This is a genomic window from Pseudarthrobacter sp. LT1 (assembly GCF_035621795.1).
Classification (GTDB): Bacteria; Actinomycetota; Actinomycetes; order Actinomycetales; family Micrococcaceae; genus Arthrobacter.
This window is the reverse complement of record NZ_CP141830.1, coordinates 2,986,078-3,010,106: the sequence shown is the minus strand read 5'-3', so window position 1 is coordinate 3,010,106 and position 24,029 is coordinate 2,986,078. Positions and strand designations below refer to the sequence as shown.

The following is a 24,029-nucleotide window of genomic DNA, read 5'->3' as shown; positions in this document are numbered from 1 at the left end:
GTAGGTTGGCTGCTGAGAAACCGTCCGTCATTCCAAGCAAGAAGCGTTTGTTCACGGCGTCTTGCTCTCTAGAACTCGGACTAAGCAAGGCTCGCCAGCGAGTCAGTTGCCGCTGAGGTCCAATGGCTCAACCACGAGGCCGTCCTCGTTCCGCGTCACCAGAACTGCGTTGGTCCGGCGGTTGTATTCATTAGCCAGTACTTCCACCTTGGTAACACTGCCGTCCGGGTGCACGAGCTGGTGCGTCTTCCGCTGGTGCCAGTGCCCGCAGAAAACGTGACCAGGCCGGAGCTCGTCCACCACTTCCTGCAGCAGCCTCCTCGTGACGTTCGCACGGTCAGCAATGGCCGGCGGCAACTTGAAGTCTCCAACCATCGGTACGGCCAGCGGGACGTCATGCGTCACGAGGACATCCACCGGGCCGCCGTCAAGCAGCCGCTGCGCGTCCTCCCGCGTCGGCTCTTCCGTGTCCCACCACGACGTACCCAAGGTGCGGTGGCGGGCATCGATACTGAACGCCCCGCCTAGGGCCCCTATTGTGAGGCCCTCCACGACTGCACGGCCACCGCGGGGGAACACTCGGATGTTCGGCCGCCAGCTAGCTAGGCCGTCAGGCTCTAATTTGAGCTTTTGCAATGTCGTCCAATTATCATGGTTCCCAGCTGAAAAATACAGGGTCTGCCCGTATTCCTCCAACATGTGGTTCACACGATTAGCGTGCTTAGGTCGGTTCCGCCCTGGCCAGTCGAAGGCGTCATCACCGACGTGGATCAACGAGCGGACACCGGCCCGTGCGGCCGAGCGCAGGACGGTCCTCATCCAGCCGGTGTCCCCATGTGTGTCTCCGATGAAAACCCACTTCGGCCGGTCCATGCCGTCTTATCTGCCTTTCGATTGTGAAGCGTTCGATCCACCCAAATACTCACAGGAAGTCACCTGATTGTACTGTTCCGCGCTGGCAGCGAAACTGAATAGTGGGCTACTTTAGTGCCGCAGGCCTGAATCCGATTGGGCGGGCGGAGGTGCGGGGAATCGATCCCGTTTTCCTTTGCGCCGATCTCCCGCGCGGGCAAGTGTGCCGAACGCATACTCAACCGACAGAGGGCACCGCGGGCGATGGCGACCGCGGGCAAGTCGCCCTGCGTGAGCTTGCCGACGCCGCCAAGGCGGCCGGTCGTCGTTTCCGGGCCAAGACGACCAGGCCAGCATTTTTTGTTCAGCATTCTGCACGTAGTCTTGTCCCGCACCTCATATCGGAGTGGATGCCGGACTCCTCTGCAGGCGAGCCCTGATGACAAAATACTTCGGCCTCAACGGGAACTCAGCGGCGGAGGTCGCAAGAATCTGTACGGCCAGAGGACGCGACCTACGTGCGGGTACCAGTTTGCTACCCTCACGGCGCAAAAACGAGTACAGGCAAGTGTGGCGCGGGCGCACCCAGAAGTGCGAGCGTGGGTGGACCACAGGCTATAGCGCACAGCCCGATCGGGGGGAACATTGTGAGGCTCGTATGGTTCATACGAAATGATGGCAATCTTTACGCGAACAGCAGCGCGGGCCTGTACTGTATCCATTTCGACGATGAGCAGGGTGTCTACGTCCTCTCCCTCGGCGGTCGACATCTGTTCCAAACTGCAAGTCTGGAAGAAGCCAAGAGCTGGGCTGAAGAGTTTGTGGACGCGCTGCGGGCCGCCAAGCGCCGATTACGGGAACTGCTCCGGCTGAAGGCGGCGACCCAGCAAAAGCGGCGTGCCCGGAGCCGCCGCCCCAACGACGAAGCACTGGCCGATGAGTACCTAAACTACGATCCCGACACCGAAGCGATGCTGGGAGCCTTCAGCCGCCGGATTGACGAAGTCAGGGTCGAAGAAACGACGGACTAGATCCAGGAGTCACGCGGAGAAGCCCTCGACCACCCCGGCTGCGGTCTCATGGTCCTCTTGAGGGCCGGCCCGCAGTTCACGCCTCCAATGGGTCCAAGGCAACGATGTCCATCACGGGGGAGGTGGTTCTGAGCGTAACAACGTGGTCGGGGCGAATTTGAAGCCAGTACCGGGCGGGCCAGCCTACAGTGCAAGACTCAAGCTTGAGCAGCTCCAGTGACTCCCCGTCGCGGCGAAGTGGGGAAAATGCCACATCCAAATACTCGACGATTGGAGCGGTGGCGGCCATTAGCCTCTGCACTGTCCTGGCGGTCAGATCCAGCAGATACTGGCTGCCCGTAGCAGTGTTCACAAGGTAGCGGCCCGCATCGTCATTGCCCAGCTCTTGCACCATGGTGAGAGTGTAGCCGCGGCCTGAGACACCGTTCCGGGGGCTGGCTTAGCGAGGTGTACCGGCGCCGGGTCCCGCGCTAGTTCTGTACTACCCATTCGGCGCGGCTGAGAAAGCCTAATCCGGGATGTCTCCGAAGGCCCCTAATTCCGGCAGGAGACCCGACGATAAGGAGACCGACTGGGAAGCCCCGACTGATATGTAGTTGGTGAGCGCCAATGAGAACCGGCACGCCTGGGGCTAACGGTTGGCGAACGTCCCGAAGGATTAGGAAGCCGCTTTCGCGCAGAAGTGACGGATCAGGGGCTACCTCGCGAGCGACGAGCTCATAGATCGGCCATCCGGCCTCCCCGACTACTCGTTTGGCCGTTTCTATGACTTCCCTGCACGCAGCGGGTCCGGTGCAACTAGCAATCGTCAGTAAGGAAGGCGTTCCTGGCCCAACGCTCAGAGAGTAAGCCAACTCCTGTGCCCACTCGGCCGCGTCCATACTTCCTCCTTTAGGTCAGTCACCTTGCGGGAGCTGGCCGCTCGGGGTTCCTGATTTCGAGCGGTTCAACCTGAAGACCGCGAGGGCCCAGCCCGGATTCTCCGCCGGCGCCCTGGTCCTCGCCACTCTGGCGACCGCGTTCGCACTCATCGTCACCAACCCAAACAGCGTAATCCAGCCTCCGCAATCTGTGAGTACGGGCTACTCAAGCCAGAACGCCTTCGCAGGCACCTGGACCTACTATGTCGAGGCCCAGTACCAGGTGCCGGGATCAACGAACGTCTGGAAGAGCAGGACTACGAACCCGCGGTCCGTCACCTGCTGACGGCGGGCCGCGCACGCGCCGCCGCATGCTCCCTGATACCTTCAACAACGGCCTCACCGACAGGCCCAGAGACGCAGGAGAGCAATGACAACAGCATGGGTGGTGCGGCAGGGCCGCGGCGGACAGTTCGCCGACGAGATGATCCGCTCCGGGTACATCGGCGTTGACTTCATCGGCGACTATGACATCCGGCCGCACCTGGGTGGGGGAGCGGAGGTCTTCCGCGGCGCGATGAACGGCATCTACCAGGAGATGTATCCGGAGAAGACCCGGGTATCTGTGGGCCTGGCCATGGGCAACCTGTGGGCCGCATCCGAAGGCATCGCCGACGGTGACCTGGTCCTGGCGCCCAAACCTGACCGGACCTACCAATACGGGGTCGTCACCGGCGGGTACGAATACCACCCTGGGACGGACTTGCCGCACCGGCGTCCCGTGGAGTGGAAGGGCTCGATCAACCGGGACGACATGAGCCCTACCCTGGCCTCCACCGCCGCGGTGCCGATGACGGTGTTCCAGCTGGAGGCGCACGCCGCCGAGCTGGCCACCCTCACCCAGTTGACCGACCCCGGCCAGCCTCTGGTGCAGGCCATCTCCACCGAAGTGCAGGAGCAGCTGGCTTTCCAGATGGAGAAGCAGCTCGAAGACTTCCTGGTCCACAACTGGGCCAGCACCTCTCTCGGCCGTGAATATGACATCTACTCCGAGGACGGGCAGCCGGTTGGCCGGCAGTACCCCTCCGACACCGGCCCGATGGACATCCTGGCGATCAGTAAGGACCGGACCCGGCTCCTGGTCGTGGAGCTCAAGCGTGGCAGGGCCAGCGACGCCGTCGTGGGCCAGATTCAGCGGTACATGGGCTACGTCCAGGACGCGCTACTCGAACCCGGCCAGAGCGTCGAAGGCGTCATCATCGCCCAGGAAGACGACCTGCGGATCCAGCGCGCCCTGTCGATGACGCGGAATATCCGGTTCATGAAGTACCGGGTCGAATTCCATCTGGAAGAAGCTGGCGCGTAGCGAGTGGGAGCCGGCGGCGGCTGGGGGAGGCGAAGTGGTCTCAGACAACGCCATCGCCGCCGGCTCCGTACACCACGCTACGGACAGCAGCCCGTCCGCACCCGAGTAAAGGCTACGCAGATTCCGGGAAGGGCCTTACTTAGGGATGCTGGTGGCCGGCGGCGTCTCGGCGGAGCACCCGCGGTCTCAACGGCTGATCCCGCCGCCGGCTCTGGCCTCACCATAGGCGCCGTTGCTGGACGGTACCTGAATGGCGGGGTGCTGCATTGCCTACCGGGGTGTGGCCGGCGGCAGTGAATGTACTGCCGCCGGCCCCTTCCCCATTGCTAAGACCCTCCCCCCAATTCGGTAGGACCTTGGCTCAACCGTAGAATCCGACCCGCAACGACAGCCCTTGAAGGGCGCAAGAATTGATCAAGAACAGGCTTCGGGGCGCCCTCTCTACGCATGCCTATTGGCGACGGACCAACCTGCCACAGATAGGCTGAGCGCATGACGTTGGGGGACGCGGCAGAGCCGCTTGTGCACATTCAGGACTTCCGGATGGACTTCGGGGACACCACTGTCATCCGTGACCTGTCCTTCGACGTCCACGCGGGGGAGACGTTCGGGTTTCTGGGCTCGAACGGGTCAGGGAAGACCACGACGCTGCGGGCGCTGCTGGGCATCTACCGGCCCACCGCCGGGACCCTGCACATCGGCGGAAAGGTCTTCGAACCCCGGGACGGGGCACGCCTCGGATACCTCCCGGAAGAGCGCGGCCTGTACAAGAAGGAACCCGTCCTGGACGTGATGGTGTACTTCGGCCGGCTCAAGGGCCTGTCCAAGGCCGCGGCCCGGACCTGGTCCGAGCAGTACCTGGAGCGGGTCGGGATCCCGGAGAAGGCCAAGACGAGGCTGGACAAGCTCTCCGGCGGCCAGCAGCAGAAGGTCCAGCTGGGGGTGACCATCATGAACAACCCCGAGCTGCTGATCCTGGACGAGCCGACGAAGGGGTTCGACCCGGTGAACCGGCGGCTGCTGATGGACATCATCGAAGAGCACAAGCGGGCCGGGGCGACGGTCATCATGGTCACGCACCAGATGGAGGAAGTCGAGCGGCTCTGTGACCGGGTGATCCTGCTCAAGGACGGGGTCTCTCGGGCCTATGGCACCGTGGCGGAGGTCCAGGAAGAGTTCGGCGGCACCGTTTACCGGGTCAGCTACGACGGCGTCCTGCCCGGCTCGGATCTGTTCGACGTTATCTCGGTGGGTGATGGCCGGGCGGAGCTGTCCCCGCGGCAGGGGGCCCCCGAGGAGAAGGTCCTGCGCGAGCTCGTGGAGGCCGGGGTCGCCCTCCGGTCCTTCACCCCGACCCGGGTCTCCCTGGATGAAATCTTCATCAAGGTCTACGGCGAACACCAGACGGCAGAGGACTAGACATGGCACAGCACAACCTTGGCACCGTGGTCGCCTTCGAGTTCGTCCGGACCATCAAGAAGCGCGGCTTCGCCATCGCCACCCTGGCGATCCCGATCCTCCTGATCGTCGTCTTCGCTCTGGTGTTCGCCTCCAACGCCAGCTCGAAGGACAGCGCCGAGGCGCAGAAGAGCGCGAAGTTCTCCTTCACGTACAGCGACGCGTCCGGCATCATCAAATCTCCCGGGGCCAAGGTCGCCGGCGGGACTTACACCAATGACCCGGCGGCCGCCATCGAGGCGGTGAAGAACGGCACCTCCGAGGCGTACTTCGAATACCCGGCGGACCCGACCAGTGAGCCGGTGAAGGTCTACGGGGCCGACAAGGGGATGTTCGAGAACGGCAAGTACGAGGCCGTGGCCAAGCAGCTGCTGGCAGCGTCGGCCCAGTACCAGGTCGGCTCGCCCCAGCTGACGGCAGCCCAGACCGGGACCGCGAAATTCGACTCCGAGACCTTCAAGGACGGCAAGGTCGCCGCCGGCGTCGGGGGAGTGATCCCGCCAATGCTGTTCCTCGTGGTCTTCTACATCTCGATGATTCTGCTCTCCAACCAGATGCTGAACTCCACCCTGGAGGAGAAGGAGAACAGGGTCACCGAGATGATCCTGACCACCCTGAACCCGACCACGCTGATCACCGGCAAGATCATCTCCCTGTTCGCCGTCGGGCTCGTGCAGATCCTCGTGTTCCTGGCGCCGGTCGGGCTGGCCTACCTGTTCTTCCGCGACTCACTGGCCCTGCCGGCCCTGAGCCTGTCCTCCCTGGTCTTCGAACCCGGACCCATGATCACCGGGGCCCTGCTGCTCCTGGGCGGATTCACTGTGTTCACTGGGACCCTCGTGGCCATCGGCGCGATCATGCCGACCGCCAAGGAGGCGGGCACCATCTTCGGGCCGCTCATGGCCATGATGTTCATCCCCTTCTACATATTCAGCCTGGTCATCTCCAACCCAGAGGCCCTCATCGTCCAAATCTTCACCTACTTCCCGCTGACCGCACCGGTCACCGCCCTGCTCCGGAACGCCTTCGGGACTCTCAGCCCTATCGAGGCCGGCGTCGTCATCGTCGAACTGTTCGTCGTCGGCATTGCCATCCTGCGTCTGGCCGTCCACCTGTTCCGGTACGGCTCCATCGAATACGGCCGGAAGCTCAACATCGCCGCCACCTTCCGCCGCAGCGAGATGGCTGCCAAGTAAATCGGGGAACGGGCAGGCTTGCAAGAGTATTCTGACTTTATAAAAAACTTATAAACCACTACTATCCTTGCTATGGATCCCCTCGACAATCCCTACACACCCAATGCAGGCGCCAACCCGCCTGTGTTGGTAGGCCGTTCCGATGAACTGGCGTCCTTTAAGCTTCTCCTGGCACGGCTTGCCCGCGGGCGCAGCGAGCAGTCGATGATCATCACGGGCTTGCGTGGTGTGGGCAAGACGGTCCTGTTGGGTGCGTTCCGCAAGGAAGCTATTTCGGCTGGTTGGGCGGTCATTGAGATCGAGGTCAGCAAGCATAGTGACGAGGACTTTCGTCGTCAGCTGGCCGTTGAATTCAGGAAAGCTCTTCTCGAGATTTCCCCGCGTGCGAAGTGGACTGACCGCGCACGGAAGGCTGCCGGGGTGCTCAGGTCCTTCACAGTCTCGGTCGACCCGGAAGGCAAGTTCACGGCCGGCTTCGACGTGGATGCGGTAGAAGGTCAGGCTGACAGCGGTGAACTGGGTGTTGACCTGACCGACCTATTTCTTGCTGTAGGCGAGGCTGCCCGCGACCACAAGACGGGCCTTGTCCTGCTGTTTGACGAGGTCCAGTTTCTAACAAAGGCACAGATGGAGGCGCTTATCGCGGCGCTGCATAAGACGGTACAACGGGACCTGCCCATCACCATGGTCGGGGCAGGGCTGCCCCAGATTGCGGAGCTGGCCGGCGAAGCCAAGTCGTACTCGGAGCGGCTCTTTAAGTTCCCCAAAATCGGCATGCTCGATGACAATGACGCCGTTGAAGCGATCACCCGGCCTGCCTTGGACAGCGGCGTGACGTTCGAAGAAACGGCATCCGCAGAAGCCGTGCGCCTGACTGGGGGATACCCGTACTTTCTGCAGGAGATGGGCTCTGCAGTATGGAACTTGGCCAACGACGAAACGATCACCGCTCAGGATGTCACTGATGCGCATCGGTACGTGGAAGAGAAGCTTGATGGCAGCTTCTTCCGGGTTCGGTTGGACCGCACCACAGAGCTCGAGCAAGCCTATCTTCGAGCCATGGCCCAGTTGGGGCCAGAGCCGCAGCTGGCAAGTGATGTCGCCGCCCTGCTGAATCGCACATCCCAACAGGTCAGCCCGACGAGGTCACAGCTGATTGACAAGGGCCTGCTCTACACGCCGAATCACGGTTACGCGGCTTTTACTGTCCCGCATTTCGACAGATTCATGATGAGGGCAGTTCCTGAACTGAGCGTTCCGGAGTTGCGCCAGCGGCGCGGCCGGCATGCCGCCAGCTGACGGGCCGATCCTCGCATTCTGATCACAGGCTCGGAGAGATCCTGAGTCGGCCCCGATCGTTGCCATGACGGTTGCCGCACACATGGACCTTGAACTCCGTCCCTGATAGAAAGACCCCCGTGAAGCAAAGTATTTTCGCCCGCGTCGCCCAGCTCGCCAAGGCCAACCTGAACGCCCTTCTGGACTCCGCCGAAGACCCGCAGAAGATGCTGGACCAGATGGTCCGCGACTACTCCGAAAACATCCGCGAAGCAGAGGCCGCCGTCGCCACCACCATCGGCAACCTCCGCATGGCCGAGGACGACCACCGCCGGGCCGTCGAAGACGCCCAGACCTGGGGCCGCAAGGCCATCGCCGCCTCCCATAAGGCCGACGAGTTCCGCGCCGCCGGCAACAGCACCGACGCCGACAAATTCGACGCCCTGGCCAAGGTCGCCATCGGCCGGCAGATGACCGCCGAAACCACCGCCAAGGCCCAGGAACCGGCCCTGGCCACCCAGAACGAGGTCGTCGACAAGCTCAAGGGCGGCCTGGACCAGATGCGCGGCAAGCTCGGCGAACTGACCGCCAGGCGCAACGAGCTCGTCAACCGGGCCCGGGTCGCCGCCACCCAAACCCAGGTCAACGATGCGCTCAAGGCCCTCGACGCCGGTGACCCGACGTCGGCGATCGGCCGGTACGAGGAGAACATCCGCCGCCAGGAAGCCACCGTCCGCGGCCAGCAGGAACTCGCGGCCTCATCTCTGGACGCCCAGTTCGCCTCCCTCGAAGACCTCGGAGAGCAGACCGAAGTGGAAGCACGCCTGGCCGCGCTCAAGTCCATGGACCGGAAGGCCATCGACTACTAGGATCGACCATTCTCGCCGTCTCGTATCCCTAGGGTTTCGAGGCGCAGAGGTTACGAGACACTTGCGTCAGATCTGAAGACGAGCCGGTGTACGTAAGGGGATCGGCTTACGTGCAGCTCTCCTGCTGTCGCGCGGGCATCAGAGCAGGTCAACGTCGCGGCGCAAATGCGGAAACTCGAAACCTACCCCCTTCTGGGACCGGCACTCGCTTCAGGACGTGTCCACGTCACCGGCTGTTCTAGAGCATGTCGGGGTTGCTGCACTGGTTTTCGTTGGACAACTGTGGCGGCCCCGCCTAAGTGTTCTGGAGTTTGTTCGACCGCCTGATCGTGCGCCGAACCGTCATGGACACAACCGGAAACCAGCGAACCTCCAAAAACGCTCCCTGACGGCCTACGACCACTGCACCGAATAGGACTTAACCATCCAGAGGAGATGCAGGTCGATGCAGAGGATATGCGGATTGATGCAGCCGAGCAAAGGGCGATAAGGGCGGTATTGATGTCTTTGCGGCGTGGGTGGCGGTGGGACGCTCGAGGGCGTTGCGAACCTGCTCGGTCGGGCAAGGAAAGCCGTTGAGGTCATCTATTAGGGACGCCTCGAATGGGATCGCCTGCTGGAGTACGCCACGGACCATCTGGATGCTCGACAGGGCACCTTGGAGCATGGAGAAGTCGCTCGACTCGTCAACCAGAGAGAGGTTCGCCAGATTGAATTGGTAAACGCAGGTGAGAGCGTAAAGGTAATTATCGACCAGCCGATATTCCAAGGTGGTCTCGGGATGCTTTATCCACTGCCGCTGGTAGTCGAGGAGTTCCTCCTCGGCGCGAGCCCAACTATGGAACGCCGTGGCGCAGATGTGGAAGGGCAACAGATCGTTCGGCTCGACCTGCCGCGAGTCCAGGAGGCTAAGCGAACTATCGTTCGTGATCCGGTACCTATCAAGTTCCGAAGGGATTGCCGGATTAGCTATTTCAGGGGGCGCATCCGCGACGGCACTTCGCAAGCGTGAGTTGAAGTCTGTGCCCCAGGGGATCACTATTGTTCGCCAAGATCGGTCCTGGAGAAGAAAGCTCGACGTGGTCATGGCGTTAGCTTACGGGGTCGGCTCCATTCCGGGCGGCTGCGTTCGAGTCCGCCCCAGATGCTCCAATACAGGTGACTCAGAGTGGCGGCCCGCACGACGGATTTGTCGCGCTCGACGTCGGTCTCTATCACCGAGACGATCCAGTTCCCGTCTCCTGCGACAGGACTGCGGTACCAAACCTCACAAGCCCGACGCCAGGGCCCCGGAGAGCTTCGGATGATGGGACGAGCGACCCCAAATGGTCCACCGACCGACGCCGATGTCCGTCCGGAAGCCGGTCGTTGAGCGTTCACTCGGGCACGGATTCCTGCCTTACTCCGTTGTCTGCCCCCGATAGGTACGTTTACCCTGCACGATGAAGGTGCCCTAACCGCTCCGCCGCAGACCTGTCTCGAAACCCTTGAGTAACGGGACGTCTCAGAGAGTGACTGCTCTCCTCACCTGCGCAGCCACAGATTTTCGGTTGAGTCCCGGACCCGCGATTCCAGGTGCAGTTCTCGTAACTATGCCTCGTAACCTTTTGCAGGAATCGGGGTGTTCATCGATAGTTACGAGACAGGCAATGGCACGTGAGGGATCTCCTCGATGCGCCCAGGACAACGCCGCCCTCCGTGCCCTCGACGCCGGCGACCCGACGGCAGCCATCGACCGGTATGAGGAGAACATCGGCCGGAAGGAAGCCACCCGTCCGCGGCGAGCAGGAATTCGCCGCCTCATTCCTGGACCCCCAGTTTGCCTCCCTCGAATACCTGGGAGAACAGACCCAAGGGGAAGCCCGGCTCGCCGCGCTGGAGTCCATGGACCGCAAGGCCATCGACTACTAGGCAAAGGTCGGCTTCGGGAAGATCCTAGGGCTCGGCGTCGATGGTGCGGCTACGGGCCGTGATGAACTCTTCACTGCGTCGCAGGTACGCCAGGTATTCGGCACAGGTCTTGGGAACTGCAGTGGTGCGGAAGTCGTCGAACGGGTGGAAGTAGCGGATCGTCTTTCCGTCCTCCTCGACGAGGTCTTGGAGCAGGAAGAAGTTTACGTACCCGGTGAAGTCCCCGAACAGGGCAAAGAAGTCCGCGTACCTGTGCAGGACATCGCCGAGGGGGTTCGGAAATTCGTCGAGATAGTGGCGACGTATGCATTCCAAGGTCAGGTCGAAGCGATCAGCGATCCTGGGATGGCAACCCCGTGCACGGTTGACTGTCATCTTCCCGCCGATGCTGTTGCCTGGGAACACGAGGATGCTCCCGGCGGTATAGCCGCGGTAGGCGGGCAAGTCCTCGGACGAGATGTCACACCTTAGTCGGGCTGCTTTGTGCTTCATTCTGGTCGTGATGGCATCGCTCGAGAGGAAGAAGACACCCGACCCTGACCTGTGTACAAGGTGGGCACCGGGCTCAGGTACCAAAGTGAAGCATCCGCCCGTGGGTAGCTCCTTATTCCACAGCAGCTGGTGGTGCCGTCGCAGGGTTGGGCTGTACCTATCCGGATCTTTCCCGGGAGGCGTGTCCGAGAAGTAGTCAAAGGACGTATCGACGCCGGCGGTCATGCCGTTTTCCCGTGGCGAGCCGCGGCAAGTTCGGCAAGGTCGCGGATGAGCCGCCGCACTTCGTGCTCTCGGCCCGTGAGTGCCGGGGCCAGTTGCACTGGTCGTGGCTTCGCCAAGGGGCTCCTTGGCGGAGAAGGGACGGGCGGCCGCGAGGCTTGTGATTCCTGCGTGAATGAGAAATCGCTCGTGCTCATACGTCCCCCAGACGTCGTTGTCGTTGCCTTGGAGAACACTCTAGGAAGGCAACAGGAGAAGGCGGAAGCGAATTAATCAATCTTCGGCATCTCTTGCGTCGATCTTGAGCCATTAGCCCGTTCGTCGGGATCTGAAGGCCGACTCGCACCCCGTCCACAAAGGACGAACCGGTGATCGAAGCACCGTCACGTGCACATCACTGCATCGGCCGGGACGCCTTGAGGACTTCATCGCCCATGCGTGCCGGCGCGGCGTCATCCTCCAGTCGGAGTTCCCCAAGGGGCCTGCTGGTAATTTTGCCGCATGAGGATGTATATAAAGCCCGCCAAATCGTTTCTGAAGCTGATCAACGTCGACAAGGTGAGTTCATTTGAGGTGCACCCCTTGAGTGGTAGTTGGGAAATTGTGGCTGAATCAGGGTCCGGAGAGCGTCTTGTCATTTTGGACCGTCTGAATGAACAGGAGCATGCGGAACGTCTGGCCTTGGAACTTGCAGCCCTCACCGGAAAAGGCTATGAGGGCCAAGGCGGTGCGAAGCTGATCGAGTGGAATGGCTCAGAATTCACCGTCCGATCCCTGAGCTGACGTAATGTGCGCCCTGCTTTGAGCGACATGCCACTGCTTTCTCCCCTGGTCTGTTACGGTCATCCAAAATCAGGCACTGGGCCTGATTGGTAGGGGGCAAACTTATGGGTTACCAATTTACTAAAGGACCTGTTTCGACCGGCAAATCCATTCAGGAAATCGGCGCTGTTGTCAAGGAGGTTGGGCAGGAACGCCGCTTTATGGGCGTCCTTCGGCGCTTCGGGACCGGCTCCCTAAGCGAAGGACAGTACGGACCGTTTGCTCCCCAAGCGGACGATGACCCGTTTGCATCCGCCGGGCGCACAGCGGACTGGCGGGTGGGCTGGCGCTGGGCGCACTCGGTCACCAACTCGATGAACATGACCCTCAACCAGGGGTACCAGGTCATCTTTGACGTGTTCGACGAGCAGTCCGCCAGAACCGTCCACGCCAAGGTCGAAGGCTTCGGGCAGCGCAAAGAGGTTGAGCGGTTCGTCCAGCACGTCTTCGATCAGCTTTAGTGGAGCCAACCGGCGAACTGCCTGCACTTTTTCTGCAGTTGCTGCGGGACGCTGGCCTGCCGATCGCCGTCGTGGCAGCTGTCGGCACCGTCATCGCCCTCCTGCAATTCGGGAAAGTCCTGAGCGACAACAACTTCGAAGCCGAGCGGGGCGTGGTGCGGACGTTCGCGGGTTCATCCCGGCGCGTCCGAGCCTACGCGCTATTTGTCATTTCTCATTCCGTGGCTGTGGCCGCGACCTTGGGAGTGGCCATCTCGCTCACGGCCTCGCCGGTGGTCACACAGTTCCTGGGCGTCGAGCAGGCAGTTGTCGTCCAGCGGGTTCAGGCAGCCATCGCCGCGTACTTCCTGGTCATCGACTGGTGGAGCTTCAAGATGGGAGACACCCTGCCGATCGTGGCGGCCACACTCATCGGCTGGGTTGGAGGTGTGCTGGTGCTGGGATACGGGGCAGTCCAGACCATGACTGCCGGGGCATGGAATCCACTCATCCCGTGGGTTGTTTTGGCGTTCGCCTGGTTCAAGGGCTTCGGCTGGGCCTCGTCCACCGGCTCCGGCCTTGCACGGGCTCTCCAGAATCCTTGAGGTGCCCGGCCATGACATCAACCATGGCCGGACATTTTTCAACAGCTATCGGCCGCCAAGGTGGCGACTAAGGAGGAAGACATGCTCCACTTCCCTTCGGCTAGCAAAGCCGCCCATGTATCCCATCCAGCTGACATTGCCAAGCTCAACGAGCTGCTCAACGATGAGGTCTGGGCGTTTAGCAATTGCCGAGTTCAGTCACCAAAACGGATTGCTGAAGTGGATTGGCTCTTCTACAACACCCGCTTGGGCACGATACTTGTCAGCGAATGGAAGAGATACCCCAAGCACGTTTCCCAAGTCAGGGACGAAGGAGACGTTTGGCTCCTCGAAGACGGATCCGTACAGAGTAATCCCGTCGAGCAGGTCGCCGGTCAGCTGGATGCCGTTCGCTGGGCTCTTCGCCAAAAGGTCCTGGATCAGTTCTTCCCCGAGCTCGACGCGCACCGAGTCAAGATCTTTCAATGTGTTTACTCCCCGCAAATCACTCCAGAAACCAAAAAGGAGCGACTTCGTTTCGGCAAGGTTTACGGCTCGTTGGAAGATATGTGCACGGCAGTGATGACCACTGTAAGTCCTGAGCCCTTGCTGGTAAACGAGATGTCAGCAGTTGTAGGACTGGCTGAAGCACTCGGCAAACTTTTTCGTTGCAAGGTGCCCGACAGTCTTTCCGATTCGATAATTTGGCAGCATAACCCCCGAGAATCAGCGAATTTCTGGGAGCGTACCAGCAACATCCACGCCCAAATCGCTGCCCTGCATGGTCAGCTTGCAGAGCTCATCAGAGACGAATTCGTCCCGCAGAGCATTCCCCCTCGTGTTGCGGAAGTTGACATGCCGGTTCCTCCCATCGCTGGCAAGACGCCACAGACTCCGAAACCCAATATCTTCCTACATGTGATGAAGCGACACAGTGCTTCGAGTATGGCGCCCCTTAATGGCGATCGAGCAGCGTTTATAGCTGGAATGCGAAACTACCTTGTTGCCGTCCTTAGTGACCCTGAAATCCCCTCCGACGAGTGGATCTCTTTGGGTAGTGTTGGTGCAGCGATCCGCGAATACATTCACGACGGCACTGAACTGCGCGAACTCTTGGGAACCTACTTCTGGAAATGGTGCCTAAAGACTGCCGAAGAATCAGGCATCAATGCAACGGTCGATGATGTTCATCAGAACCTTAGGGTTACTCGCTCGGACACGTTTAGCCCGGTATGACCGTCTGATCGCGCCACTTCCCGCGGTCCCTGGAACGAGAGTGTGTCGTCTATGTCGGCCACCCGCTATCTCTTTGAGCTCAATTCGCGCTGTGGACCTGTATCCGTCGCGCGCAAATCCGCGGCTGTCGCGAACTCGATCCACCCCGTAGCCATGCCGGTGACAGCAACATTGACAGGACAAGCCGATGGACTATCAGTCGACGAGCAAGTTGCATCCGGCTACCTTCGTCGGACCATTTCCAGCAGGCGCCCACGGTCACTGTCACGCCCCTCCCTCACCTGGTGATCACCGAGCCTCTGAACCCAGAGTCGCATCCACAAACCCGACTCGGCCGGCAGATCGGCAGCCAGAGCCTGAGCAACCGCATAAGAAGAACCGGAAGCGGCGGCGGGTCCAAGGAGCCTGTCGTTTACGACTATGTCGACCTCGACCACATGAGCCGCTATCTGCTGGCGGCGACCATTGCCCACGAAGACCACGAGTTGGGGCCAAGGGCCGGAGCCTTCAGCTGGGAGGACTTCAAGGCCAGGGCCGAGGCACATCTGCGCGGGGAAGGCGACCCCAGTGGTTCCACTATTTCGCAGCTATGGAAAGATCTCGAGCGCCGAGAACGACTCCTTTGAGCCGGGCCCATACACGGAACAGGGCCAAGGGCATAAGACTCATCTGTGCGGGACCGACCAGCGGAACAGCGGCAGCGCCCCGCCGCCATGGATCAACCAAACCGTCCTGACCCACTCAGTCTAGCCGCGGGCCATTTCAGGACACGCCCGCGGGTCGTTCGCAAGACTGTCGGTGACCGGGAGCACCATGAAGGTATGACGGCTCCAACGGTTGAGGCGGCGATCCACGAACGAATGGATCTCGCCTGGAATCCTGTCTATGACCTGCTCGAGGAGCGGGGCCTGCTCGGTGACGGGTTGTTCGTCGAGGCGTACACCGGGATCCAATCCTGAATGGATGACCTCACCCGCTACACCGTCGTCCACTCGAAAGATGTCGCGGTCCTGTTCGTGGACACCCGGCCCGTGGACGCCATCGCCTTCCACCACGACCTGCTCGGCGCCGACGACCCGAAGTCCTTCTTCAGGGTCCGATAGCCGTTGCAGCGGCTCCACGCGACTCGTCGAACAAAGAGCGGAGGCCAGGCTGTGGGTCATCCTGCGAAGGCATCCGGGCGCCGGTGGGCGACCCTCCACTCGCCGTCCTTACGTCTACGGCAACGGTGGCTGGCGTTGAATCCAGGAGCCTTCCAGAGCACCCTTGTGGGGACGGAAGCTGGGGCGTAACGTCCGCATTACAACGTTATTCCTTGGAGGCCTCCATGCCCGTGCTGCTACGCCGCGCCATAGCCGTGACATCAGTCCTGTCAGTCGGGCTCCTCGTGCCGGTCTCGAGCGCCAACGCTCAGGATTTCGATGTCGAATCCCCCGCGGGCGACTTCTGCCCGGGGTTCGCCGTACACGGGAGTATCACAGTAAAGGGCTCGGAAAAGATTCTGCCCGGCGACCGATTCTGGGAACACAACGTCGGCACCGGCGTATGGACAAACGCAGAGTCCGGCCAGACATTCACGCAACGCTCCCGATATGCGATGGTTGCCACTTATGACGAAGCGACCAACGACTTTCACGTCACCATCGATGGACGATACATGATCGGGTTCTATGCTGGCGACATCGGGCTGGAAGGCCCGGTGACAGCGACGACTCAGACTTTCAGCGTCGCTGGACACCAGACCTTTACATACGACGCCGACACCGACATGATCACCGCATATTCCCTAGATGGCGAGGTCTTAGCAGACGTGTGCGCTGTGCTGGCAGGAGAGGGCTAGCAGCCTCTACCTCGGTCTCAGGCACCTCGAAGGAACGCGCCGGAAAGCTGCCTATCCCGGGAAGCTGTCGGGGTCGGGCCTGATTTCACCAGTCCAAGCCTGACCGTCCCAGTAACCAAGCACTCCTGGTGTTGCCGTTGGGTACCAGCCAGCCCGCGGCAGGGCAGGCTGCTGCGGCAACTGGACCGGGCCAGGGGTAGGAGTCGAAATCTGCGTTGCTGACGAGTCTCCTAAGGGTCCCTGCACTGCTTGTCCGACTTGCTGGCGGCGGCCCTTATAGTCCTCGGCCGAGAGGCGCTGAACGAGTTCTTTAGCTACTTGGAGAGAGGTTACGTGGTGCGTCCACATCGTCCCATCCCAGTACCGGGCAGTTCCATCGCCTTGGTTGTACCATCCTCTTCCAGCCCCGCCTGCGTTGAGACCGGCGACGAGGAACTCCGTGAAGCGGGCAGTAATCCGGTCGGAGGCTTGGGGCGGAGGGGTCACCAGATTGAACATGTGGGATGCCACCTGGGTCTCTGCGTCAGCCTGGCTAAGTCGCCCGCCCGCCACTTCCGTGTCGGCCCAAGAACGCATCCTCTGATACTCCGCGTCCAATTGCTGACGCTGGAGTTGGGCGAGTTGGACGGCAGCCAGTTCGGCCTGGACGGCGTTCTGCTGAGCGATGGTGCGCTGGACGTTCAGCTGTTGTCGTCCGGTGATGAAGCTGCCGACGTTCGCCGCGGTGTTCAGCCGGTTACCCTTCATCTTGCCCATGGCACCCCCTCTTTAGAGCCATGCCAGTGTCGTACCGCACCGGCCTGCGTCTGGAGACGCACAGGGGGACTGTATCCCAAGCGGCTCTCGAAAAAGCGAAGTTTCCGGCAAGATCGCCACAGTTTTAGGCGTGCTCCGAACTGACTTCTCATAGAACATCTCCGTCAGTTGCCCAGATCGAAGTCCAGGTCCAGGTCTTCGGGGGAGTGGAGTTCCCGCCATGTTTCGGTGACGCGGGCGCTGGGCAGGGCAGTCGCGATCGGCATCCGGTCGACGGCCACCAGCTGGTCCAGGCCCAGGCCGGTGAGGGCGGCGATGTCCCGGATGGGGACCTGGAAGGTCCGGAACGGCCCGGGCGGCGGGGCTTCGTCGGTGACTCCAAGCCGGGGGATGTCCGGGAGGTCGGCCAGGGATGGTGTCTGGTCCACGACGTACCCAGTGGCCGCTAGCTTCCCGGCTTGGAGGAAGGCGGTGACCTTGAAGAACTTCAGCGGGATGTCCACGCCCCGGTAGACCGGGTCGGTGGCGCCGAAGATCGGCCCGGTGAACACGATGATGCGCCGGCTGTTGTCGGCTGCGTTCTCCTGCAGGTAGGACTCCAGCCCCAGCCAAAGCTGTATGCCCTGGTTGAATTTGGCCGCCTGCGGGGCTGCGTTCGTGTAGTGGAACGTGTCCTCGTTCGCCTGCTCGGCCTCGGCCCGAGTGTCGCCCCACACGGCCGACGCGCGTCGGACCAGATGCCCGCGGTCAATGTCGTTGTGCGCGTAGACCCGCTCCCCGGTCTGCTGGTCCGCCGACAGGCGCGGATCAAGCCGCCACTGGATCCCGGCCCGGCCCAGGTCCATCAGCTTCTTCCCGTCCATGGCCAGGGCAGTTACTGCGGCAAGCCGCTTGTCCGGGCGCATCAGGACGGAGACGTGGGTGTAGGGCAGCAGGACGGTCTTCACGCCGCGCGGTGCGGGGATCGGGACCGGGACCCCGAGAAAGCCGGCGTCATACCCGGCCCGGCCGGTCAGGCTCCGGGCGGTGGCGGCTGCCGCCTGGTCCGTCATCAGTTCATCCATGTCCGGACCCTACCAGCCGCGCATGACGGTGGGCTGAACATGGAGCGGCGGGTACTAATCCGCCGAGTCAAGATGCTGTGCTGGCATGGGCTGGTCTGCCATATTAGTGCCAGCACAATGCCGCAACCGAAGGGGCTGACATATGGGCGCATGGGGCTACCTGCCGTTTGCGAATGACGACGCGCTGGACTGGCTGGACGAACTCGAAGGTGGAGGCGGCGACGTCATCCGCCGGGCCCTAGCCAAAGCCAATAACGGCTACGTCGACGCTCCGGAGGGCAGCATCGCTATCGCCGCGCCGAGGTCACTGCCGGCTGCCAGGGCAACCCGCCGGGCGAGTTACCGGAGAACGTCGCCGACTGGGTGACCGCCCACGGGGCCGAGCTCACCGCCGAAGATGTCGAACTGGCGCTGGAGGCTGTCGGCCGGGTCGCCGGAGAGGAATCCGAGCTGGCAGAGCTCTGGGACGACGCCGACGAACCCGAATGGCGTGAATCCCTCGACGACCTCACGGAGCGGCTGCGTAGCGCGCTGCGGTAACTGCCAGTACCGTCCGTGACGCGCGAGGGCCATCATTGAAAGTGCCAGATACGCGGACGGGAGAAGGCCATGAAGGCCCTGCTGTGCAAGCTCAATATCAGCCATAAATGGCATGTCGAACACGCCGAAGACGGCAGCCTGTACAAGCGCTGTCTCCGCTGCGGAAAGGACGACGATGAGCGCCAGAGGGGAGGAGGAGAGTTCAGCGGCTGGGTAGGGCCAGTCGGAGGAGGCGGGATCTAAACAGCTTTAGGGGCGGCAGTAGAGCCGTCACGGATCTGCTGATTCTTGTTCCGGTCCCCATCATTAAATGGCAAGGGTGTGCTGTCCGAGCGGGCTCGAACCTTCTTAGCTGGCTGGTTTGCAGATTCGGTCGAGGGCTTCGTTGAGTGTTGATTCGATTCGGCCGTTCAGGTAGTCGCGCTTGTCCTGGGTGGAGGGGTCCTCGAACTCCGTGGGCATCGGTGGTGTTGTGACAGTCATCGCGGCCTGGTACCGCCCGTCTTCACTGCTAACTGCAACCGTCTGGTAGCCCCAGAACGAACCCCGGCCCTCGAGCCGCCACTTGGCTGAACATCCGTCCCCGTGCTCCCACACGCCCAGTCCGTACGGGCCAAAACTGGGCCTGGTGACCATCTCCTGCAGAGCCGCCGGAGAAACGGCACGCCCCTGGAAGATTCCGGCCATGAGGAGGTTCAGGTCTTCCATCGTTGATACTGCGCCGCCGGCCGGGTTGCCGACCGCGAAGGTGTTGTCGGTGGTGTCAATGCGCTCACTGCGCAGGGTCGCGTAGCCGTGCAAAAGACCGTCCTCGTGCGGGTCAACGCGGCTCAGGGTGGTGTGCTTCAAACCGAGAGGGGCAAAGACCTCCTCCTGAATAATTTGGACGTAGGGCTTGTGCCGCAGCGCCTGTACCAGGAGGCCGAGTGCAAGGTAATTGGTGTTCGAGTACTTGAAAGACCCGACATCGTCAGAGGCCCAGGGGAGGGTCCCCGCCAGTTGCAGACCCCGTTCCATGGTGAGTGTTTGAGTGAGTGCCGGGCGGAAGTCGACGTCGTGTGGCAGGGCATCATTGACCTCGGGTATCCCGGATGTGTGGCTGAGCAGCTGCCTCACGGTGATGGGACCCGGGGGCTTGAGCGCGGTTGTGAAACCCGGAATGACGTCATTGACGGGATCATCGAGGCCGATCAGGTGGTCGTCCACAAGTTTTAGGACGGCCACCGCCGTCATCGTCTTGGTGACGCTGGCGACCTCCACCCGGTCCGCGGGTTGAGCCGAGCTCTTGGAGTCGAGGTCGCGCACGCCGTAGGCGTGGGACCACTCACCCCCGGGCCAGCGGATCTGGACGACGGCGGCCACCGCGCCCTCATTCATGAACAGCTGGACCTGATCTTCCAGAGAAGCGAAGGGACTGGGCGAGCTTGATGACGGTGCGGGCTCATCGGTGGAATAGGTGCAGCCAGCGACAGCGAGGACCAGAACGAGTGCCGCCCGCCTCCAAACGTGATTCTTCGTGTTCATTGCCGCATCCGCTCGGGACGAGATGACTGGTTCGGGGCCGCCCGCGGCACCGGATCCGGCCAGACCTACGGCGGCACCGCCCTCCCAGCACATCAATCTTATGACTGCGAGAGGTGGCGGGGAACCCTCGCCCAGTAGCTGTCAGCCGATCCTTGGCTTCCAGTCCTCTCGCCAACTGCCGATTCGTCCGCCGTTTACGTCGCGCCGCGGCCGCCGTGCCGCCATCAGGGGTTCACAAGGCCCGAGCGCAGTAGATTCCTGCGGCGCTGGGAGGACTTCTATCATGGTTGCACCGGTTCCTCTCTGCGCCAAACAGGGACGGTATTGAAGGCCGCGAGTGCCATGGTGAAGAAACCTCTCAGGCATCGGACGGATGAATCGAAAAAGCCAGAGAAGGGCGGCGAGCTTCACAGGCTGCATCTGAGGGAGTGGCTGCGTCGCGAGGACGATGGCATAGAACGCGGATACAGCAGCATCTTCCTCAGTTACCACGACCGGCCGCTCCCGCCTGAGAGGACTTGCATTCAGGGGCACGAGATTCAGCCGGGGCAGGACCACTGCAAGGAGGGGCATCCTGTCGGGTAGGGAGCTCAACCCATCCAGCCGCCGCTAACACACCTATGGTTACATTGACGGCCAGGGAACCTTTCCCCCCGTTCTTGGGCGCATCACCCGACTGTGACGGTTGCTACGTCAGCTGGCCGGTTTGCATATTCGGTCCAGGGCCTCGTTAAGGGTTAACTCGATCTGGCCGTGCAGGAGGTGACGTTTGTCCTGAGTAGAGGGGTCTTCGAACCCTGTGGGCATTGGTGGAGTTGTGACTGTCATCGCCGCCTGGTACCGCCCGTCTCCGCTGCTGACTGCTACCGTCAGGTAGTCATCGAATGCACCCAGGCCCTCATGCCGGGACTCTTTCGAGCAGCCGTCCGCGTGCTCCCATAGGCCCAGTCCGTACGGGCTAAAACCGGGGCTGGTCTTCATCTCGCGCAGTGACGCCGCGGAGACCGCCCGTCCCTGGAAAAGTCCGGCCATGAGGAGGTTCAGGTCTTCCATGGTCGAAAACGCGCCGCCTGCGGGGCTGCCATCCGCGAAGGCGGTATCTGTCGTGTCGATTCGTTCGCCGTGCAGGGTTACGTAGCCGTGCAACAGTCCGGGCTCATGCGGGTCGACGTGATCCAGGCTCGTGTTCTTCATACCGAGGGGTTTAAAGACTTCTTCCTGCATGAGCTGGACGTAGGGCTTGTGCCGCAGGGTCTGGAGGAGGAGGCCAAGTGCGAGGTAATTCGTATTCGAATACTTGAATGACCCGACACTGGCCGAGGCCCAGGGAAGGGTCCCTGCCAGTTCCAGGCCCCGCTCCATGGTGAGTGTTTGGGAGAACAGGGATCGAATGTCAACATCCTTTGGCAGGGCATCGTTGACCTCGGGCATTCCGGACGTGTGGCTGAGCAATTGCCGCACGGTGATGGGACTCGGAGGCTTAAGTATGGATGTGAACCCGGGAATGACGTCATTGACGGGATCGTCGAGGCCGATGAGGTGGTCGTCCACGAGCTTCAGCACGGACACGGCCGTCATTGTCTTGGTGACGCTTGCGACCGCCACCCGGTCCGTAGGCTGAGCCTGCGTCCTGGACTCAAGATCGCGCACGCCGTAAGCCCTGGACCACTCACCTTCGGGCCAGCGGATCTGGACTACGGCCGCCACCGCGCCCTCACCCAGGAACAGCTGGACCTGATTTTCCAAGGAAGCGAAGGGACTTGGTGAGCTTGAAGACGGTGCGGGTTCATCGGGTGAATAGGTACAGCCAGAGACAAGGAGGACGACTGCGAGTGACGCCCGCCTCCAAACGTGATTCTTCGTGCTCATTGCCGGATCCACTCGGGACGAGATGACTGGTTAGCGGCCGTCCACGGCACCACGTCCGGCCAAACCTGTGGCGGCGCCGTCGCCCCAGCCCCTCAATCGTAGGACTGAGCGGCGCGGCGGGGAACCCTCCCCTTGATAGCTGTCTTCCTGGCGGATCCTTGGCTTCAGTCCTCCCGCTACGTGCCGCTCTTTTTACTGTTCGCGCCCCGCCGCGTCCTGCCGTGCCGCCACCCGGGGATGAGCTCGTCCAGCTGCTGCTCCTTGGCCTGGTCGAGCTTCCCGGCGCGGTAGTCGATCCGTTGCGTGTGCAGCCAAACGCCCAGGATCCGTTCGTCCTGATCCTCGGTCCGATGGTGGCGGGGCCAGTCGTTGCCGGCGGCCAGATAGGCGGCGACCTCGCCAACACGCTGCCTCCACCGGGCCTCGTCGGCATCCCGTCTCGTTGGCTGTTCCCGCCAGTTCGCAATTGCGTCCAGTGCACCGGCGTACGTGGGGGAGAGGGTGCCGTCTTCGGCTTCTATCCGGCGGCGCTGCAGCCACGTAGCCAATGCTTTCTCCCGGCCCTGGCGGAGGGATGGAAGCCGCCCCTCGGCCTCATGGAACGCCAGAACGTCGGCCAGGTTCCTCCGGCCCGGAGCAATCACCCGGCGGGGCTTTGAGGCCGCGGACTCGTGGGCGGCACGGAGTCCGGAATCCTGCCCGGCGGCAATGGCTAGGTGGCGGCGGACGGTTGCTTCGGCAACGCCGGCGGCCGCAGCGATCCTCGGCGCGCTGATGCCATTGCGATACATCATTACCCACTCCGGGTACGGCGCCCTGCGGTTGGTCCGGCCCACTAGACGGTCCTGTTCTTCACTCCAGCGAGCCACCCGGGGGCGTTGCCCGCTTGAGCTCCGCTATCCGCAGCCGCAGGAAGATGATGGCCAGTACCAGGGCGTACACCGCCAGTCCGGCAACGACGAGCGTGAAGGCTGCGTACAGGATGCCGAGAATGCCGAAGGCTGGACTGAGACTAAACATTGCTACCCCCAAATAGTCGTTGGAGCCTAGGCTACGCGAGCGGAAGGATTTTGAAGGCGCGGGGGGTGAAGCAACCTAGCAGCCCTGTGCCTCTCGGAGTCGACACCTGTGGGCTACCGTCATGAGTGGGGGTGGGACTTCAGAGAATCGGGACGGCATGAACAGCGTGAACAAGGTGGACCTCAAGGGCAAAGGCACGATGGAGCTGTCCGGTGGAATCCTATACCTGCGCTGGAAGCCAGCGGCAAACATAGGCATCGAAGTAGCCGCGGCTGCCATCGCTGCGATCGCCACCTTGGGCCACGGCGCCAGGTTGCCGATCCTGGTTGAATCCAAGGTGTGACTCACTCGGCGTCCGCCCGGAAAGTCTTTCCCGACCCGTCCAGCGTCTCGCGCATGGCGCTCCTGGGTTCCTCTCCCGTTGACCGGGTGGTCGCCATGTTCCGACTGACCCTGCTGCCGACCGGCTTCCCGATCAGATACTTCACCTCTGAAGACAAGGCAATGGAGTGGCTGCTCGAAGAGGCCAATGATTCCCATGCCTGAGGGGCCGGGAAACCACGGCTGAGTTAGCGAATCGATGTGGGCGCCAGTACGGTCTACCTGGCCGAGCCCTCTTCAAGGAACATGCGCCGCGGCTCGGCTCCACCAAAGACGATCCAGACGATGGACCCGTCATCGGTCAGGTCATCGACGGTGCCGTGGCCCAGGTCCCGGCCCCGGCACGGACACGGACCTCTTGACCCCTCCACAGGGACGCGCCGTCGGTCGGTTCGGCTATCTCATCGGTGTTCATTGT

General features: G+C 62.1%; 28 protein-coding genes and 1 pseudogene. 18 read left to right on the top strand and 11 right to left on the bottom strand.

The features are described 5' to 3' along the window. Positions 1 to 102 precede the first annotated feature (102 nt). A complete protein-coding gene (locus VIK36_RS14180; RefSeq protein WP_324642415.1) occupies positions 103 to 873 on the bottom strand; it encodes a metallophosphoesterase in 771 nt (256 codons plus the stop codon). Positions 874 to 1,499: 626 nt separating this feature from the next. Here VIK36_RS14180 and VIK36_RS14175 point away from each other — a divergent pair. Further along, positions 1,500 to 1,883 (top strand): hypothetical protein, encoded by a 384-nt coding sequence (locus VIK36_RS14175; protein ID WP_324642414.1) that lies wholly within the window; start codon positions 1,500 to 1,502, stop codon positions 1,881 to 1,883. A 76-nt stretch (positions 1,884 to 1,959) separates the two neighbouring features. Here VIK36_RS14175 and VIK36_RS14170 read toward each other — a convergent pair whose 3' ends face one another. Continuing rightward, entirely contained in the window at positions 1,960 to 2,277 is a 318-nt protein-coding gene (locus VIK36_RS14170) for a hypothetical protein (protein WP_324642413.1), read from the bottom strand. Positions 2,278 to 3,173: 896 nt separating this feature from the next. Between VIK36_RS14170 and VIK36_RS14165 the strand changes: the two genes are divergently transcribed. From VIK36_RS14165 to VIK36_RS14145, 5 genes are all read left to right on the top strand, one after another. Next, positions 3,174 to 4,109 (top strand): endonuclease NucS domain-containing protein, encoded by a 936-nt coding sequence (locus VIK36_RS14165; RefSeq protein ID WP_324642411.1) that lies wholly within the window; start codon positions 3,174 to 3,176, stop codon positions 4,107 to 4,109. Between the two features lie 492 nt (positions 4,110 to 4,601). Further along, complete coding sequence (locus tag VIK36_RS14160; RefSeq protein ID WP_324642410.1) at positions 4,602 to 5,528, top strand: ATP-binding cassette domain-containing protein; 927 nt, start codon at positions 4,602 to 4,604, stop codon at positions 5,526 to 5,528. Between the two features lie 2 nt (positions 5,529 to 5,530). Then, entirely contained in the window at positions 5,531 to 6,763 is a 1,233-nt protein-coding gene (locus VIK36_RS14155) for an ABC transporter permease (protein WP_324642408.1), read from the top strand. Between the two features lie 72 nt (positions 6,764 to 6,835). Beyond that, positions 6,836 to 8,062, top strand: coding sequence for an ATP-binding protein (locus VIK36_RS14150; protein WP_324642407.1), 1,227 nt, complete (start codon positions 6,836 to 6,838; stop codon positions 8,060 to 8,062). Between the two features lie 119 nt (positions 8,063 to 8,181). Next, the gene (locus VIK36_RS14145) at positions 8,182 to 8,910 is read left to right on the top strand and encodes a PspA/IM30 family protein (protein WP_324642406.1); all 729 of its coding nucleotides are present in this window, start codon (positions 8,182 to 8,184) and stop codon (positions 8,908 to 8,910) included. 418 nt (positions 8,911 to 9,328) lie between these two features. Here the strand turns inward: VIK36_RS14145 and VIK36_RS14140 are convergent, their stop codons facing one another. Continuing rightward, on the bottom strand, positions 9,329 to 9,997 hold the full coding sequence (locus VIK36_RS14140) for a hypothetical protein (RefSeq protein WP_324642404.1): 669 nt from the start codon (positions 9,995 to 9,997) through the stop codon (positions 9,329 to 9,331). Between the two features lie 653 nt (positions 9,998 to 10,650). Here VIK36_RS14140 and VIK36_RS14135 point away from each other — a divergent pair. Next, positions 10,651 to 10,821 (top strand): hypothetical protein, encoded by a 171-nt coding sequence (locus tag VIK36_RS14135; protein WP_324642403.1) that lies wholly within the window; start codon positions 10,651 to 10,653, stop codon positions 10,819 to 10,821. A 24-nt stretch (positions 10,822 to 10,845) separates the two neighbouring features. Here the strand turns inward: VIK36_RS14135 and VIK36_RS14130 are convergent, their stop codons facing one another. Next, positions 10,846 to 11,538: a DUF6994 family protein gene (locus tag VIK36_RS14130; RefSeq protein WP_324642401.1), complete on the bottom strand. Its 693-nt coding sequence runs from the start codon at positions 11,536 to 11,538 to the stop codon at positions 10,846 to 10,848. 498 nt (positions 11,539 to 12,036) lie between these two features. On the opposite strand from VIK36_RS14130, the gene VIK36_RS14125 reads away from it, so the two are divergent. The 8 genes from VIK36_RS14125 to VIK36_RS14090 all read left to right on the top strand — a co-directional run bounded on the left by VIK36_RS14125 (position 12,037) and on the right by VIK36_RS14090 (position 16,457). After that, a complete protein-coding gene (locus tag VIK36_RS14125; RefSeq protein ID WP_324642399.1) occupies positions 12,037 to 12,318 on the top strand; it encodes a hypothetical protein in 282 nt (93 codons plus the stop codon). A gap of 200 nt (positions 12,319 to 12,518) precedes the next feature. Further along, a complete protein-coding gene (locus VIK36_RS14120; RefSeq protein WP_324642398.1) occupies positions 12,519 to 12,818 on the top strand; it encodes a hypothetical protein in 300 nt (99 codons plus the stop codon). A gap of 38 nt (positions 12,819 to 12,856) precedes the next feature. Further along, the gene (locus VIK36_RS14115; protein ID WP_324642397.1) at positions 12,857 to 13,402 is read left to right on the top strand and encodes a hypothetical protein; all 546 of its coding nucleotides are present in this window, start codon (positions 12,857 to 12,859) and stop codon (positions 13,400 to 13,402) included. An 81-nt stretch (positions 13,403 to 13,483) separates the two neighbouring features. Then, a complete protein-coding gene (locus VIK36_RS14110; protein WP_324642395.1) occupies positions 13,484 to 14,617 on the top strand; it encodes a hypothetical protein in 1,134 nt (377 codons plus the stop codon). Between the two features lie 284 nt (positions 14,618 to 14,901). After that, positions 14,902 to 15,243, top strand: a complete 342-nt coding sequence (locus VIK36_RS14105) for a hypothetical protein (protein ID WP_324642394.1) — start codon at positions 14,902 to 14,904, stop codon at positions 15,241 to 15,243. A gap of 195 nt (positions 15,244 to 15,438) precedes the next feature. Beyond that, positions 15,439 to 15,576 (top strand): hypothetical protein, encoded by a 138-nt coding sequence (locus VIK36_RS14100; RefSeq protein ID WP_324642393.1) that lies wholly within the window; start codon positions 15,439 to 15,441, stop codon positions 15,574 to 15,576. Beyond that, a complete protein-coding gene (locus VIK36_RS14095; protein WP_324642392.1) occupies positions 15,577 to 15,720 on the top strand; it encodes a hypothetical protein in 144 nt (47 codons plus the stop codon). A gap of 224 nt (positions 15,721 to 15,944) precedes the next feature. Then, positions 15,945 to 16,457 (top strand): hypothetical protein, encoded by a 513-nt coding sequence (locus VIK36_RS14090; RefSeq protein WP_324642390.1) that lies wholly within the window; start codon positions 15,945 to 15,947, stop codon positions 16,455 to 16,457. A 51-nt stretch (positions 16,458 to 16,508) separates the two neighbouring features. Here the strand turns inward: VIK36_RS14090 and VIK36_RS14085 are convergent, their stop codons facing one another. Together VIK36_RS14085 and VIK36_RS14080 are read right to left on the bottom strand one after the other, a co-directional pair. Next, positions 16,509 to 17,213: a DUF2510 domain-containing protein gene (locus VIK36_RS14085; RefSeq protein WP_324642389.1), complete on the bottom strand. Its 705-nt coding sequence runs from the start codon at positions 17,211 to 17,213 to the stop codon at positions 16,509 to 16,511. A 164-nt stretch (positions 17,214 to 17,377) separates the two neighbouring features. After that, positions 17,378 to 18,277 (bottom strand): DNA/RNA non-specific endonuclease, encoded by a 900-nt coding sequence (locus VIK36_RS14080; protein WP_324642388.1) that lies wholly within the window; start codon positions 18,275 to 18,277, stop codon positions 17,378 to 17,380. Between the two features lie 142 nt (positions 18,278 to 18,419). On the opposite strand from VIK36_RS14080, the pseudogene VIK36_RS14075 reads away from it, so the two are divergent. Further along, a pseudogene (locus VIK36_RS14075) lies at positions 18,420 to 18,817 on the top strand (DUF4259 domain-containing protein). A 348-nt stretch (positions 18,818 to 19,165) separates the two neighbouring features. Here the strand turns inward: VIK36_RS14075 and VIK36_RS14070 are convergent. The 4 genes from VIK36_RS14070 to VIK36_RS14055 all read right to left on the bottom strand — a co-directional run bounded on the left by VIK36_RS14070 (position 19,166) and on the right by VIK36_RS14055 (position 23,230). After that, positions 19,166 to 20,341, bottom strand: a complete 1,176-nt coding sequence (locus VIK36_RS14070; protein ID WP_324642387.1) for a serine hydrolase domain-containing protein — start codon at positions 20,339 to 20,341, stop codon at positions 19,166 to 19,168. A gap of 693 nt (positions 20,342 to 21,034) precedes the next feature. After that, positions 21,035 to 22,087, bottom strand: a complete 1,053-nt coding sequence (locus VIK36_RS14065; RefSeq protein WP_324642386.1) for a serine hydrolase domain-containing protein — start codon at positions 22,085 to 22,087, stop codon at positions 21,035 to 21,037. A 299-nt stretch (positions 22,088 to 22,386) separates the two neighbouring features. Beyond that, the gene (locus VIK36_RS14060; RefSeq protein WP_324642385.1) at positions 22,387 to 23,004 is read right to left on the bottom strand and encodes a helicase associated domain-containing protein; all 618 of its coding nucleotides are present in this window, start codon (positions 23,002 to 23,004) and stop codon (positions 22,387 to 22,389) included. A gap of 58 nt (positions 23,005 to 23,062) precedes the next feature. Beyond that, positions 23,063 to 23,230 (bottom strand): hypothetical protein, encoded by a 168-nt coding sequence (locus VIK36_RS14055; RefSeq protein ID WP_324642383.1) that lies wholly within the window; start codon positions 23,228 to 23,230, stop codon positions 23,063 to 23,065. 157 nt (positions 23,231 to 23,387) lie between these two features. Here VIK36_RS14055 and VIK36_RS14050 point away from each other — a divergent pair, with 157 nt between their 5' ends. Both VIK36_RS14050 and VIK36_RS14045 read left to right on the top strand, forming a co-directional pair. After that, entirely contained in the window at positions 23,388 to 23,573 is a 186-nt protein-coding gene (locus VIK36_RS14050; RefSeq protein WP_324642382.1) for a hypothetical protein, read from the top strand. Further along, on the top strand, positions 23,570 to 23,776 hold the full coding sequence (locus VIK36_RS14045) for an STAS/SEC14 domain-containing protein (RefSeq protein ID WP_324642381.1): 207 nt from the start codon (positions 23,570 to 23,572) through the stop codon (positions 23,774 to 23,776). Before VIK36_RS14050 ends, VIK36_RS14045 begins: the two co-directional genes overlap by 4 nt. A gap of 53 nt (positions 23,777 to 23,829) precedes the next feature. On the opposite strand, the gene VIK36_RS14040 is transcribed toward VIK36_RS14045, so the two are convergent. Beyond that, complete coding sequence (locus tag VIK36_RS14040) at positions 23,830 to 23,982, bottom strand: hypothetical protein (protein ID WP_324642379.1); 153 nt, start codon at positions 23,980 to 23,982, stop codon at positions 23,830 to 23,832. Positions 23,983 to 24,029 lie beyond the last annotated feature (47 nt).

Bases quoted from the DNA above. Each gene is read 5' to 3' on its own strand.
- VIK36_RS14180 (WP_324642415.1), bottom strand. From the start codon at position 873: ATGGACCGGCCGAAGTGGGTTTTCATCGGAGACACACATGGGGACACC.
- VIK36_RS14170 (WP_324642413.1), bottom strand. From the start codon at position 2,277: ATGGTGCAAGAGCTGGGCAATGACGATGCGGGCCGCTACCTTGTGAAC.
- VIK36_RS14165 (WP_324642411.1), top strand. From the start codon at position 3,174: ATGACAACAGCATGGGTGGTGCGGCAGGGCCGCGGCGGACAGTTCGCC.
- VIK36_RS14160 (WP_324642410.1), top strand. From the start codon at position 4,602: ATGACGTTGGGGGACGCGGCAGAGCCGCTTGTGCACATTCAGGACTTC.
- VIK36_RS14155 (WP_324642408.1), top strand. From the start codon at position 5,531: ATGGCACAGCACAACCTTGGCACCGTGGTCGCCTTCGAGTTCGTCCGG.
- VIK36_RS14150 (WP_324642407.1), top strand. From the start codon at position 6,836: ATGGATCCCCTCGACAATCCCTACACACCCAATGCAGGCGCCAACCCG.
- VIK36_RS14140 (WP_324642404.1), bottom strand. From the start codon at position 9,997: ATGACCACGTCGAGCTTTCTTCTCCAGGACCGATCTTGGCGAACAATA.
- VIK36_RS14135 (WP_324642403.1), top strand. From the start codon at position 10,651: ATGAGGAGAACATCGGCCGGAAGGAAGCCACCCGTCCGCGGCGAGCAG.
- VIK36_RS14130 (WP_324642401.1), bottom strand. From the start codon at position 11,538: ATGACCGCCGGCGTCGATACGTCCTTTGACTACTTCTCGGACACGCCT.
- VIK36_RS14125 (WP_324642399.1), top strand. From the start codon at position 12,037: ATGAGGATGTATATAAAGCCCGCCAAATCGTTTCTGAAGCTGATCAAC.
- VIK36_RS14120 (WP_324642398.1), top strand. From the start codon at position 12,519: ATGGGCGTCCTTCGGCGCTTCGGGACCGGCTCCCTAAGCGAAGGACAG.
- VIK36_RS14110 (WP_324642395.1), top strand. From the start codon at position 13,484: ATGCTCCACTTCCCTTCGGCTAGCAAAGCCGCCCATGTATCCCATCCA.
- VIK36_RS14100 (WP_324642393.1), top strand. From the start codon at position 15,439: ATGACGGCTCCAACGGTTGAGGCGGCGATCCACGAACGAATGGATCTC.
- VIK36_RS14095 (WP_324642392.1), top strand. From the start codon at position 15,577: ATGGATGACCTCACCCGCTACACCGTCGTCCACTCGAAAGATGTCGCG.
- VIK36_RS14090 (WP_324642390.1), top strand. From the start codon at position 15,945: ATGCCCGTGCTGCTACGCCGCGCCATAGCCGTGACATCAGTCCTGTCA.
- VIK36_RS14085 (WP_324642389.1), bottom strand. From the start codon at position 17,213: ATGGGCAAGATGAAGGGTAACCGGCTGAACACCGCGGCGAACGTCGGC.
- VIK36_RS14080 (WP_324642388.1), bottom strand. From the start codon at position 18,277: ATGGATGAACTGATGACGGACCAGGCGGCAGCCGCCACCGCCCGGAGC.
- VIK36_RS14070 (WP_324642387.1), bottom strand. From the start codon at position 20,341: ATGAACACGAAGAATCACGTTTGGAGGCGGGCGGCACTCGTTCTGGTC.
- VIK36_RS14060 (WP_324642385.1), bottom strand. From the start codon at position 23,004: ATGATGTATCGCAATGGCATCAGCGCGCCGAGGATCGCTGCGGCCGCC.
- VIK36_RS14055 (WP_324642383.1), bottom strand. From the start codon at position 23,230: ATGTTTAGTCTCAGTCCAGCCTTCGGCATTCTCGGCATCCTGTACGCA.
- VIK36_RS14050 (WP_324642382.1), top strand. From the start codon at position 23,388: ATGAACAGCGTGAACAAGGTGGACCTCAAGGGCAAAGGCACGATGGAG.